This window comes from Lysobacter sp. CCNWLW3, from assembly GCF_036697405.1.
Classification (GTDB): Bacteria; Pseudomonadota; Gammaproteobacteria; order Xanthomonadales; family Xanthomonadaceae; genus Lysobacter.
In genome coordinates this window covers 431,975-444,940 of record NZ_JBAHWA010000001.1, presented here as the reverse complement: position 1 = coordinate 444,940, position 12,966 = coordinate 431,975, and the positions used below count along the sequence as shown (strand labels likewise).

11 protein-coding genes are annotated in these 12,966 nt (G+C 63.2%); 3 read left to right on the top strand and 8 right to left on the bottom strand.

Annotation, left to right across the window (positions count from 1 at the left end):
- Positions 1-103: 103 nt before the first annotated feature.
- The 5 genes from V1318_RS01960 to V1318_RS01940 all read right to left on the bottom strand — a co-directional run bounded on the left by V1318_RS01960 (position 104) and on the right by V1318_RS01940 (position 7,216).
- Complete coding sequence (locus V1318_RS01960) at positions 104-967, bottom strand: alpha/beta hydrolase (protein ID WP_332937249.1); 864 nt, start codon at positions 965-967, stop codon at positions 104-106.
- Between the two features lie 24 nt (positions 968-991).
- Positions 992-1,840, bottom strand: coding sequence for a lysophospholipase (locus tag V1318_RS01955; protein WP_332937247.1), 849 nt, complete (start codon positions 1,838-1,840; stop codon positions 992-994).
- Between the two features lie 34 nt (positions 1,841-1,874).
- Positions 1,875-3,329 carry a catalase gene (locus V1318_RS01950; RefSeq protein ID WP_332937246.1) on the bottom strand — a complete coding sequence of 485 codons (1,455 nt, stop codon included), beginning with the start codon at positions 3,327-3,329 and terminating at the stop codon, positions 1,875-1,877.
- 132 nt (positions 3,330-3,461) lie between these two features.
- Positions 3,462-4,100: a response regulator transcription factor gene (locus V1318_RS01945; protein ID WP_332937245.1), complete on the bottom strand. Its 639-nt coding sequence runs from the start codon at positions 4,098-4,100 to the stop codon at positions 3,462-3,464.
- Positions 4,097-7,216, bottom strand: coding sequence for a histidine kinase (locus V1318_RS01940; RefSeq protein WP_332937244.1), 3,120 nt, complete (start codon positions 7,214-7,216; stop codon positions 4,097-4,099). Before V1318_RS01940 ends, V1318_RS01945 begins: the two co-directional genes overlap by 4 nt.
- A gap of 242 nt (positions 7,217-7,458) precedes the next feature.
- Here V1318_RS01940 and V1318_RS01935 point away from each other — a divergent pair, with 242 nt between their 5' ends.
- Both V1318_RS01935 and V1318_RS01930 read left to right on the top strand, forming a co-directional pair.
- On the top strand, positions 7,459-7,983 hold the full coding sequence (locus V1318_RS01935) for a hypothetical protein (protein WP_332937243.1): 525 nt from the start codon (positions 7,459-7,461) through the stop codon (positions 7,981-7,983).
- Positions 7,984-8,106: 123 nt separating this feature from the next.
- Positions 8,107-8,856: a hypothetical protein gene (locus V1318_RS01930; protein WP_332937242.1), complete on the top strand. Its 750-nt coding sequence runs from the start codon at positions 8,107-8,109 to the stop codon at positions 8,854-8,856.
- Positions 8,857-9,624: 768 nt separating this feature from the next.
- On the opposite strand, the gene V1318_RS01925 is transcribed toward V1318_RS01930, so the two are convergent.
- Positions 9,625-10,467, bottom strand: coding sequence for an alpha/beta hydrolase (locus V1318_RS01925; RefSeq protein WP_332937241.1), 843 nt, complete (start codon positions 10,465-10,467; stop codon positions 9,625-9,627).
- A gap of 109 nt (positions 10,468-10,576) precedes the next feature.
- The gene (locus V1318_RS01920) at positions 10,577-11,470 is read right to left on the bottom strand and encodes an NAD(P)/FAD-dependent oxidoreductase (protein ID WP_332937240.1); all 894 of its coding nucleotides are present in this window, start codon (positions 11,468-11,470) and stop codon (positions 10,577-10,579) included.
- A gap of 149 nt (positions 11,471-11,619) precedes the next feature.
- Here V1318_RS01920 and V1318_RS01915 point away from each other — a divergent pair, with 149 nt between their 5' ends.
- On the top strand, positions 11,620-12,267 hold the full coding sequence (locus tag V1318_RS01915; RefSeq protein ID WP_332937239.1) for a TetR/AcrR family transcriptional regulator: 648 nt from the start codon (positions 11,620-11,622) through the stop codon (positions 12,265-12,267).
- 315 nt (positions 12,268-12,582) lie between these two features.
- Here V1318_RS01915 and V1318_RS01910 read toward each other — a convergent pair whose 3' ends face one another.
- Positions 12,583-12,861 (bottom strand): hypothetical protein, encoded by a 279-nt coding sequence (locus tag V1318_RS01910; protein ID WP_332937238.1) that lies wholly within the window; start codon positions 12,859-12,861, stop codon positions 12,583-12,585.
- Positions 12,862-12,966: the final 105 nt, after the last annotated feature.

Below are 12,966 nucleotides of genomic sequence, written 5' to 3'. Positions count from 1 at the left end.
GTCATCGGATGTGTTATTGAGCGTCTTCCCCATGGGGCTGCTTTATGCGCGCATCTGTGCGCCAACTCATCTGTCGGCGCGCTGACGTTAAGTTGGAACGACGCTATGTCAGCGGGCGCCCGATGAAGGCCGCAATGTTTGCAGCGCACGATTCAGGGTGCTGGCTTTGCGGACCGTGCCCGGAGCTTGGGTAGGTGATCAACTGTAGGGTAGGGAGTTTCTGGTTGAGCGCATACCAGTTCTCTACCGGAAATATGATGTCGTGGTCCGCTCCGATATGGAGGATGGGTACCGAGGTCGTTCGCAGGAACTCAAGAACCGCTGGTGCCGGGAAGGCCGGGTTCTTGGGCTCGCTGCCCAGGTATGCGACCGCGAAGTCGATGGGAACCGGCGGGCTGCGGTCCAGGGTGCGCGCGGCGAGTCGGGCGTGCGAACGTCCGGCTGCGGCGACGCTCTCCGCGGAGCGCGGCTCGAAGAACAAAACGATCTCATCCTCTAGCCCGTACTCGGCACGCGAAGCGGTATCGTAGAAGAGCTGCTCCGCGCCTTTCACCAAGTCACCTGGCGGGGTGGTGCCGATTAGCACCGCGCGGCTGAAGCGCTTCGGCGCCATGGCCAGCGCGATCTGCGCTGCAATTCCACCCAGGGACCAACCGGCAATCACCGGTGCGTCGAGTTCGAGTGCGTCCGCCAGGTCGATTGCGTCCCGGGCGAGATGCTCGGGGTTGTAGTCGGGCGTCCCGGTGGAAGACCCCAGCCCGCTGTAGTCGAAGGTAATGACGCGGATTCCGTGGCTGACGAGCGCATCGATGAACGCGGGGTCCCAGGAATCCATCGTGCCGCGAAAGCGATTGCACAGGATGATCGCTGTGCCGCCACCGATGCTGCGGTATGAAATCGTTCTTCCGCCGGTTTCGACGTAGCGATTGGGAACGGCGGAAGCGCTCTTGGATGACGGCATACTCATGGTGTGTTCCTGCTGGGTATCGAGTTAAAGGCGCTGATCGATCCAGCTCTTCATGTCGCGGAGCACGCTCTTTTTGCCAACGTCGCTCAGCAGGTCATGGACATGATCGGGATAGATCTTGAGCGTCTTGTCTGCGGATCCGGCCTTCTCGTAGAACATTTCGCTGCCTGCCTTCAGCGTCACCTTGTCAGCCGAACCATGGAGGATGAGGATGGGCAGCCGGAAGCGGTCAAAGCCGCACTCCAGTCTTTCAATGGCACGTAGCATCTCGGCAACGGTCTTCGCCGGCTGGACCTCGTTGCGGATGAGGACGTCCTGATCGAGAGCCTCGACGATCTCTGGGTCTCGCGAGAAGCCCTTATTGGGCAACTTCAGAACTCGCAGTCGTGGCGCGATCCGACTGATCCATCGGGTGATCGTCAGAACAATTCGCGGAGCGGGCACTCGGAAAGCGAAACTCTCGCAAACAAGACCTTTCAGCTCGTCCTGATGGTCCAGCGCGTAGGCAGAGGCCAATACTCCGCCGGCGCTATGGCCGAGCAGGAACACGGGGGCATCGGGGGCCTGGGCGCGAGCGATCGAAATGAGCGTGGCGATGTCGCTCAGGTAGTCGGCGACATCCTCGACATAGAAGCGCTCGCCGTCCGACCGGCCACGGCCTCGCAAGTCCACCGCGTAGGTGGCGATGCCGTCCGCTGCGAATTGCCCCGCCGCCCATGCATAGTGCCCGCTGTGCGATTTGAAGCCGGGAACGATGGCGAGTGTTGCCCGACGTGGAGTCGAGGGTAACCACCATCGCAAGGAGATCTGAACGCCTTTGGCGCCCGTCACCCGTTCCTGTCCGACAAGCGGGGGGGTGTGGATGTTGTTCATGATGCTCTCCATCGTTCGGGACACTGTCGTGCCGTCAGGCGGGCTCAGCGGCGCGGGGAATCTCGAGTCCCAATGCCCAAGCCATGCCTTCGCCATAGGCCCTGTCCGCCCGCAAGCAGTTGTGCACGTGGCGTTGTCTTACTGCGAGTGGAGCATCGCCAAGGGAGCGAATCGTATTGTCGAAAAGACGCTTCCGTTCGGCGGGCGTCATCAGGCGGAAGAGGGCGCCCGGCTGCTCGAAATGGTCCTCGCTGCCGTACTCCCAGTGGTCGGCATCGCCTTCCAGCGGCAGTGGCGGTTCGCGCGAGTCGGGACGCTCCTGCCACTCGCCCACGCTGTTCGGAAAGTAAGCCGGTGTCCGGCCGAGATTGCCGTCGGCACGCATGGCGCCGTCGCGGTGGTAGCTGTGGTAGGGGCATTTCGGCGCATTGACCGGAATGCTGCCGAAGTTCACGCCAAGCCGATAGCGCTGGGCGTCGCCGTATGAGAACAGGCGTGCCTGCAACATGCGATCGGGAGAGAAGCCGACGCCTGGCACGATATTGGCGGGCGAGAACGCGGCCTGCTCGACCTCGGCGAAGAAATTTTCCGGGTTTCGGTCAAGCTGCAGAACGCCCACTTCGATCAAGGGGAATTCCGCCTTCGGCCATACCTTGGTGAGGTCGAACGGACTGTGGCGATGCAGGCGCGCCTGGTCCTCAGTCATCACCTGGATGTACAGCGTCCAAGATGGGTATTCGCCGCGTTCGATCGCATCGAACAGGTCGCGGTGATGGCTCTCGCGGTCGGCGCCCATGACCGCGGCGGCGTCCGCATCCTCGAGATTCTGCGTGCCCTGTGCGCTGCGGAAATGAAACTTCACCCAGACGCGCTTGCCTTCGGCGTTGACCATGCTGAAGGTGTGGCTGCCGAACCCGTGCATGTGGCGATAGCTGCGCGGAATGCCACGATCGCTCATGACGATCGTCACCTGGTGCAGCGCTTCCGGCAGTAGGGTCCAGAAGTCCCAGTTGCTGGTGGCGCTGCGCAGCCCGGTGCGCGGATCGCGCTTGACCGCATGGTTCAGGTCGGGGAAGCGCAGCGGATCGCGGAAAAAGAACACGGGCGTGTTGTTGCCGACGATGTCCCAATTGCCTTCTTCCGTGTAGAACTTAACCGCGAATCCGCGGATGTCGCGCTCCGCATCGGCCGCGCCGCGTTCACCGGCGACCGTGGAGAAGCGGACGAAGACCGAAGTCGTCTTGCCGACATGGGAAAAGAGCTTCGCCTTCGAATAACGGGTTATATCGTGGGTAACGGTAAACGTCCCGTAGGCTCCAGCTCCTTTTGCGTGCATGCGCCGCTCGGGTATCACCTCGCGGTCGAAATGCGCGAGTTTCTCGAGCAGCCAGATGTCCTGCAGGAGGGCGGGTCCACCCGGACCCGCGGTGAGAGTGTTGACGTTATCCGCAACCGGACTGCCGTTGGCATGGGTGAGGTGCTTGGTCATTGACGCGTTCCCTGGAGCCGCGGCCCACTACGGCCGCAGGGACAGCTTCCCGCCGTGGTGGGCGACGGTCATGGGCCAAGTGGAGCAATGCGGCCTCCCCAATCCGGGGGAGCGGGTGCAACCGCAAGCGGCTTATCCGTCCGGGTTCAACATGCCCCGGCGCCGGGCGATGCGGATGGCTTCAGAGCGATTGTGTGCGCCCAGCTTCTCGAACAGGCTGCCCAAGTGGGATTTGACCGTCTCCGCCGAAATCGATAACCGGCCGGCGATGCGCTTGTTCTCGAGTCCTTCGGCAAGCAGTTCAAGAATTCGGCGCTCGCGCGCAGTGAGAGATTCCTCGCCCAGGTGCGTGGCAATGTCCGAGCACAGCTCCGCGCAGATGTAACGGCCTCCGGCGTGCACCTTCTGCAGGCATTGCACGAGTTCGTCGAGGAGTGCGGTCTTTAGCAGGTAGCCGCTGGCGCCGGCGGCCAGAGCTTCCCGGGCGTTCGAGTCGCCGCGGTATGTCGTCAGCACCACCACGCGTGCCGAGGGAAAAATGCCGCGTAAGGCGTGGATTCCTTTCAGTCCGCCCATGCCTGGCATTTGCAGGTCCATCAGCGTGATGTCAGGACGCACGAGCGGAAAGGCCGCCAGCGCGGCCTCGGCCGATTCGGCGAAGCCGGCGACCTGGAAACGGCCGTCCGCTTCCAGCATCGCGGCGATGCCCTCGCGCAGCACCGGATGGTCGTCGACGGTCAGGATGCGAATGGGGGCTTCGAGCGTGCTCATGAGATGACCTCCGCCATCCGGCTCGATGGCTTCTTCGCTGATGGATACGCTTTGTCGGCAGGCACGAATACCTTCAAATCCGTGCCTTGGGGCTCGGCTTTGCCGATTGAAAGCGTCGCACCTATCGCCTGCGCGCGTTCGCGCATGCCCTGCAGGCCCCAGTGTCCCTCGGTCTTTACGCCATTGCCTGGCATGCCGATACCGTCGTCCTGCACCTTCAGCATCACGCCGAAATCCGTGTAGGTCACGGCAACGACGACGCGCTCTCCGCGGGAATGCAGGAAGGCGTTGGTGATCGCCTCGCGTCCCATCTGGCGCAGTTCATCATAGACGAGGGGCGCCAACGGCCTAGGAGGATGGGGCACGTCCACTTCGCAGAGCATTCCGTGTTCTTCCGCCAGATCACGCGCGTGCACCTGCAGGCATTCGGGCAAGTCCAGAGTGCCGGCCTCGGGATCGCGGAGCAAGTGGACGCGGTCGCGCCCCTCACGGATCAGTGCCTGCGTTCGCGCGAGCACCTTCGTCATCCGTTCGTGCAGGGGGTCGTGTGCAGGCAGTTTCGTGGCAATGGCCTGAAAACTCAGCACGAGGCCTTGCATGCTTTGCAGCAGCGTGTCGTGCAGGTCGCGCGCGATGCGCTCGCGCTCGCGGAGACGGGCATTCATTTCGCCGCGAATGCGTGCGGCCAACTGTCGCGTCCGTACCCTGTACAGCAGTACGGCCAGGCACAGCACGGCCAAGGCCAGCAATGCACGAAACCACCATGTCTGGTAGAAGGCCGGCAGCACGCGGAAGACAAGCGTGCTTACCGGCCCAGACCAATAGCCCTCGCGATCGGACGCCGCCAGTTCAAGGACATATCGGCCGTGCGGAATGCGGTCGAGGAACAACTGTCGTCGATTGCCCTGGTCCAGCCACTCGCCCTGCTGGCCATCCCTCGTCAGGCGGTAGCGGAAGCGCGTGCGTTCGCCACGAATGGCGCCAGGTGTTTGGTACCCAATGGAGAGGCGCCGCGCATCCGGTGAAAGCTCGAGTGCGCCGGCGGCGTTCCATGGCGTCTCGTCTATGGCGATGCGCGTTGGCACCACACGGGGAGCGGGGGCGCGCCGTGCGTATCTACGCGGGTCCACAGGGTACAGACCGCCCTGCATCGCGAACCACAGGGTTCCGTCGGTCGTCTGGGCGGCCGATGGATAAGGCCCTTTGGCTGCCTGCGAAGTAATGCCGTCCAGGCGACCCAGGCGCAGATAGCGGACGCGGTGACGTGGGTCATCAAGCACGGAGCGCCATTCCCTGGCTTCGATGCGGAAAATTCCGCCTTCGCCCGCGAACCAGGCGTCGCCGTTGGCAATCTGCACCAACCCGGTCACGCCTGCGAACACTTCGTCATCGACACCCACCAAGGGAAAGAAGGTATCCGCGGTGCGCAGGAACAGACCTTCGCTGCCCGATGCCCACACCTGTCCTCCGATGGGGAAGACTCCGTAGACCTGTCCGATACGAATGCCTTGGTGGGGGCCGTACTCGCGCAGTCGCCCTCCTTGCATCGCCAGGATTCCGTGCTGCCTGGTGGCCAACCAGAGCGTGTCGTCGCGATCTATGGCCAGGCTGCCAGGCACGACCGCAGGGGTAATCGGCAGGGTGACGGGGTGCCACTGGTTTCCTTCGCGCCTGTATAGCGGCACCCGGTTGGAACTCACGCTGATCCAGAGCTTGCCGCTCCGATCGCGCTGCACGCCGCGCACTGCAGCACCGGCTTCCAGAGGAGGCAGCGGCACGTCCTCCGGCTTTCCACCAGACAGCCTCACCAAACCGGCTGGCGACATGCGGTTGACGTAAACATCGCCACTGCTTTCGTCGCTCGTGATACGGAAGCCGCTGAACAGGCCGCTCTGGTAACGCTCCAGTACGACGCTTTCGGCAGGGTCGACCACTCCATCGAAGGGCAGGTACGGCGATGGGTCGCGATCCTTCAGTGATGCCGGGCTCCACAGGGTTCCGTCTTCGCCGACGTGGAGTCCGGGAGTCGCGCCCACAGGGCCGATACGCATCAGACCGCGGCTGTAGCTGATCAGCCAAAGGTCGCCGTTCGTGCCTGCGGCTAGACCACCGGACGGCGTGCGGGCAGGGCGCATCGCCGGTGCCCGCAACCGCGTGACGTTTTCCGAGCTCATCGCCCAAAGGCTGCCATCGCGCGAGCGTGCGAGCGTGGCGACCTTTAGATCGAGGAACTGGGCGCGCCTGTTTACTTCTTCCGGATCGGCTCCGCTCATCGCCGTGGCTCCGGTCAGGCGGAACACGCGGCCCTTGCGCAGCCCCCACAGCGTGCCGTCAGGTTCGAACACGGGGGTATGGATTTCCGAGACGTGCCAGCACGCAGAACGGGACTCTGGAAACAGGCGGCAGAGGTTGTCCTGCTCGCCGCCGTGCCGCCAGTACCAGACGCTGCCGTCCGGGCCGTTCAACAGCCCATGGGTCAGGTCTGAATTTACGGGCAAGGGCACCCGACGGTAGGAGGCTCCGCCCCACTTTCCGTAGTAGGCGGCCCCTCCGCTGACGAACCACACGCGTCCTTTGCTGTCGGTAGCGGCCCGCTCGATGGGCTTGTCCGCCAGTTCCGGCATCGGTGGAACCTGGACCCAGCGGTTGCCCCGTAACTCGAATACCCCGGCGAGCGTGCCGGCCAGCGTAGTGTCGCCTGCCTGCACCACATTTCGCACCGCCTTGTTGGCCGGCAGGCCTTCGCGTTCGCCGTACTCTGTTATGCGCCCATCCTTCACATGGACCGTGCCACCGCCATTGCCGGAGAGCCAAAGTCCGCCTTCTGTATCAGGCGTAAGGTTGAAGGTGGCGAAGCCGCCGGAGCTGCGCAGGCCAGGTATGTCGAGCCGCTCGAACGAAACGCCATCGGAACGATAGAGCCCGTCTGTGGTGCTGAACCACAGGAAACCGCCCGGTGACTGGACCATCTCGATGGCCGAAGCTGGCGCGCCGAGCTCGGGATTCAGTACCGTTCGCTCGTAGTCCTCGAGCGGGACGGGCACATTTCCGGACGCGATGGCTTGGACCGCCGGCAGCGTGGCGAGCAGCACGAGCAAAGGCACGCTGAATCGCATGAGCGACGGTCCCGATCGTCGACAGGAATGAGGGCTAAGCCCCGACCCGGGGCCAGCACTTCGGTGCCGGAAAAGCCATTGTAGGCACGGCAAACAAAAACCGTAAAGCGCACCTCGCGCCCCCCCTTTTGGGGGAGATGTCCGCGCCCGAAGCGCTCCATCCTGTGTGCGACACCCGCATCGCATCGGGCTGCAAGAGCTCGGCCATGCAGGACGGTCCCGCAACTGGACTCACGGAGAGCATGCTGATGCTCGTCAATGTTCCCTGCCTGGATGGCTTGCTTGAACGACACGCGGCCGTGCTGGGTAGCGACTGCGATGCATATCGGAACTGCACCTACCGGATTGTCAACTTGCACCACTCCCTTGGCGGCAGTGATGCGAGCGACCTCGACAAGCTGGTGATCGCCGCGGTCTACCAGGATCTTCCCTACTGGCAAGGTTCGGAAGATGCGGTTGGGGAAGGGCATGCTTCGGTCTCCGGATACTTGCAAGAGACGGATCGCATGCACTGGGACGTCGAGATAACGGCGATGATCCGGCATAGATACAGCGTATTCGCACGTTATAGGCGCGGCGTCGTTGTCGAAACGTTCCGCCAAGCCAACTGGATCAACGCGACATGCGGTTGGCGGCGACATGTGCTGCCCCGCTTTGCGGTCGACAGGATCATGCAGCAGCTTCCGATGACGCGCCTGGACCGTGCACTGCGAACTCGCTTCGCGGTACACGTCCTCGGTTATGCATTGGGCGCGCGTCCGTCGTGACGCGGCCGCTGCACCTTCTGGCTCTTTCGTACGGACGCCGGATCACCCAAAGGTAGGAGGCGGCCGGGTCCGGAAATAGTGAGGATGGTCTCGACATCTGCCCTCAATCCATGGAGTTATCCGATGAAGCTGTCTGGATTCCTGGTTCTCCTACCGCTCGTGGTCGTCGCCAGCATGAGCTTTGCGCATGACGGCAAGAATCACACCGGCGGCATCAAACCGGCTGCCAACAAGGCCGTGACGACTGACTTCGATATCGTCCATACGAAGATTTCCACGGAGGGAAACGTCGCCACTTTTCACATGGCCGTTTCCGGCAAGGCTGGCAGAAGTGTCCCAGCAGCCACGGGCAAGCTCGCCGGTAGCGATGTCTTTTCCTATGTCTGGCCCACCACCATCGATCCGTACGAAGTCGGATTCGAAAAGGCGGCCGGCATCCTTGCCCTGGCCGTCACCGCTCACCCGGATTTCGACGACACGCCGCTGTACGACGAGAACGGTGACGGCAAGCGCGACAACGACGGGAACCTTTGGCACAGCCATTGGGTCGTGCTCAAGCCGAACGATGCCTGCGGCCCCGATGCGCTGGCTGTGGTGGATATCCCCAAAGGCGTCAAACCGAGACTTCCGAAGACATGGCCGGGATTTCCCATGCTGCTGGACAGCCCGGGCTGGAGTCCCACGCTCGATGCCGAAACAGTGGAAGTGAAAGTGCCTTTCGAGGACATCGGCGTCGTACAAGGCAGCCGCTTTGATGGGGTCACTGCCGGTCTGCGCGTCAACGCCAGCGTGCATGCGCCGCTGCTGTGCGTAGTCGACGTCTACAAGATCTCTTCGGGTGATCTGAGCTTGCCAGGCAAGCCGGATCAATAGGATCACCGGCTGGCGTGAAGCGTCCGGAGACGAAGAACTTCCCGGCCGCTTGAGTGTTCCACTCCCCCGCGGCAGCTAGGCGCCTTCCCCCTCCCGCCTTTCTGCCGCAGGGGAGTTCCAAGCAACAAACCTTCCGTTGTCCTCCTCCGGTATCGAATGCTTTGCCTGTCTCGAGGGTGACATTGCGGACACCACGTCATTGCTGACGATCGTGGGCAGACGCGTGGCCTATGCAGCGGGCGTGTTCGCTGCACACGACATGCCGCCGCCACCAGCATGCCGGACTGGTCGCCAGTGCGAACCTGCGCAGGTTGTCCGGCCTGGGCGATGTATGACCACGACAGTTTGTCCGTGAATGTGGAATTGCTTGCCGGCGTTGGATGATGCTCGGCTCGAACGACACGGGGGCATCCAGGGTTGATAGTGGCGCGAGTCAGCGGCTGCTGTGCATGGCGGCCGGCGAGGGCGTTGACGCGGACGGGGCGCGTCAGGAACGCAGCTGCACGTGTCTGACCGAGCAGGGTGCCCGCTACGAGCTGCCGGCCGGCGAATGCCGCGCGATCGCGCGCTATGGCGCGGTGTACAACCTATACAAGGAAGGGGGTAGGGCGCAGGCCGACCGGGGTGCGGGGTCGCCCCCTGCGGCCATGGGCGCGCAGGCGCCCGAAGCGTAGCGGTGGTCGGCAGTCAAGCCCGGCCCCGCGCCATGAAAGCGCCTTTAACGCGACCTTGTGGGCGGTCCTACCTTCGGCCAGAGTTGGCGATCCGCTACTCGGCCCATACCGCGATCCGTTCCGCGATCGCTTCGGGGGCTTCGATGTGCAGGAAGTGACCGACGTCAGGGACGACTTCCAGCTTGTGTGGCCCGGCGAACCGATGTCTGTCGTCGACCAGTTGGGGGAAGATGCAGCCATCGTCGGAACCGTGGAGCTGCAGCAGGGGCGTTGAGATCGGTTGAGATAGGCGGCGCATCGCTCCAAGCATGCCGGGTCGCAGCAGCCCCCGGTAGTAGCGCAAGGGCGCAGGCATGCTCGCCCGCAGGGTCTCGTGTAGCTCTGCATGGAGAGCTGGATCGAGCGATAGGCCGGGCGACCACTGACGCCATAGGTGGTCGATGAGGGCGAGATCTCGGGCGCTGACGATCCAGCCGCTTCCCGGCAGTTGGAAGAGTCCCATGTACCAGCTGCGGCGTAGCTGAGCGAGGCGCGGCTGGCTCAGAAACGTCAGTGGGTGAGGGAATGCCATCGTGACTGCGCGTTCGATCCGCTCCGGCGCGGTGGCGCAGACATCGTATGTGATCGCGCCGCCCCAATCGTGACCAATCAACTCTACGGTTCGCCCGGGGGACCAGCGGTCGATCAGCGCGAGCACGTCGCCGGTGAGGGCAGCCATGTCGAACGCCCCCTCGGTCGGGGACGGGGCGTAACCGCGAAGCCAAGGGGCGACGACGTGACGTCCACGGCGACCGAGTTCGGCAAGGAAGGGCTTCGCGGTCGGCGGATGGTCCGGGAACCCGTGCAAGACAAGCGTCGGCTGACCATCGGGATCACCGCCCTGCAGCGCGTGAAAGGTCCCTTGTGGCAGGTCGAAGGTGACGTGTTCAAAGTCCATGTGGGTCAGGCTTCTCTAAAAGCGGTTGGACGCAAACGGCTCTGGTGACACCGGCCGCAAACTTCACGATATGGCGGTTCGCGGCACCCGAAGGAAAGACTCTCTACTCTCAAGCCAACATCGATTGCTGGGCGAAGATACCCGCCATCGCGCCGTTCGATGATGCGAGGGTGACCGAGGGCAGGAGGGGGTTGGCGAGGTCGCCGGCGGCGTAGATGCCGGGCATGCTGGTTTCGCGGCGCTCGTCGACCTTGAGGATGATGCCAAGGGGCGTATCGACCGTGGCGAGGCCCAGTGATTCATGCAGGCTTGCGGACGGCTTGTTGCGCGGGTGCGCGAACAGGATGTCGACCGCGATGCTGGGGCCGTTATCGAGCTTGACGGTGGCGTTATGGCCCCCGCGATGGGCTATCTCGGTGATTCGGCCCTCGACGACAGGTATGTTGCGGCGCGCCAGGTCGGCCCGGATATCGGGCGGAATGTCGTGACCATCGGCGAAGAGCGTCAGCGTGTCGGTCCAATCGTGGTACAGCCTGGCATAGTTGTGAGACTGCGGGCCGGACCAGACGAGGCCCCAATGCTGGCCGGCGACTTCAAAGCCGTCGCAATAAGGGCAGGGCACGATGGACGTGCCCCAGCTTTCGGCAAAGCCCGCGACATCAGGCAGCTGGTCGACGACGCCGTAGCTCAGGATCAAGCGGCGTGCCCCTAGACTTTCACCATCGCTAGTGAGAACGGAGAAATCGTCGATGGCGCCGGAGACGCTGTCAGCCCGGGCATTGACCAGCCTGATCGTGGGATAGCGCGCCAGCTGCTGCCGCGCCTCGGCCAGGATGTCCAGCGGTGGTTTGTGATCGTGGCCGAGCAGGCCATGCGAATGGCCGGCGAAGCGGTTGCGCGGCAGGCCGGTATCGAGAACGGTGACCTTGCGGCGGGCACGGCCGAGTTGCAGGGCGGCGGCGAGACCGGCAAAACTGCCGCCGATGATGATGACGTCATCCATGGGATGGGCTCCGCGTTGTGGATAGAAGGGGGCTGGCGCGCAACACCGTCCCGCGATGCGCGTTGAAATCCGTCTGTGGGCTTTTCATTTAAGGTACCGCGTGGTATCCTAATTAAAGAATTAGGATACTGTCAAGGACTGTAATTTCCGTGACCAATAACAGCCAGGGCCGGCGCGGCCGGCCTGCCAATGAGGCGCTTGGCCAAACGATTGTCGACGCGGCCTGTGATCTCTTCGTGGAATTGGGTTTTCAGGCGACGACCTTGGAGAAGGTCGCCCAGCGGGCGAAGATATCCAAGCTCAGCATCTATCGGCACTTCGAGAACAAGGAGGCGCTGTTCAGCGCGGCCATCGCGACCCGGTGCCGTCAGTTTGCACCACGGATCCTTTTTGAAGGCGTCGACGGTTCGGCCGAAGATCAGCTCATGGCGGTGGGATCATCCCTGCTTCGCACGCTGCTGAGCCCGGACGTCCGCAGTGTCGAAGCCATGGTCATGGCCGACAAGACGAATCAAAAGTCGTTAAGCAAGCTCCATTACGAAGCCGGTCCCGCCCATGTCATCGCCGAAATCGAGGCCTTCTTGCGTCGGTTACACGCGAAGGCGGTTCTGAACGTGCCCGATCCTCGCCAGTCCGCGCGCTTGTTTGCCGCGCTTTTCAAAGGATCCGATCTCCTGATTATCGGACGCTTCGATGAGGCGAGAGCAGAGGACGACAACGAAATCGAATCCTATTGCCGTTCGGCCGTCGCCATGTTCATCGCCGCGCACGGTGGCAACGACCATGCGGGCGGATAGCCTGGACGAGGCCGCGAAGCTTGAACTTGTCGCTCATGCGTCCGAGACCGCGAGCCTGTTCTTGGCTTTCATGTTCGAAGGCGTAGATCACCGGCGCATGCGTTAGGACAAGACTGGCCCTCAAGCCAACAAGCGGGCGCATAGTTCAGCTTTCATGCCGCGATCCAGCGAGCGGGAGCCCGGTTAAACGCCCAGCGGACCCAGGTTGTGAACCATCTAATACTTCGCATAATGCATATTATGTAAAAGAAGGAAGGAGGCAGAAGCGCTCGCCGATGCGCCAGGCCAGCCGTCTCGCTGCCTCCACTCTGCCGATTAGCCGCCACAGCTGTGCATGGTCTTGGCCGAGACTTCCACGTCGGCATCAATGCTGGTGGGCAGCTTGTTTGCAGGATCTAAAGGGCCGCGCTCTGGCCGACCTGGTGCCTGCCTGGTGCCTGAACGGCGGTCACGCGGTTCGCCGTCGGCCCCATGCGAACAACCGGCTTGGCTGCGTGCTTGGACGCCGGCGCTCACCGGCAAGTCGATCCTGCTTGCCTTTTGGGCGCCTCGGTCCAGGTTTTGGATCAGCCCGATATCGATCGCCTGGATCATTCCGATCGGGCCTCGCGGCCGTGGGGCCGTCGAGGCAAGGCCCTGCCCGGCTGGTGGCGACGACCACGCGCCGCTTCGCCGCCATGCCAGCCTGATCGGCTGTCA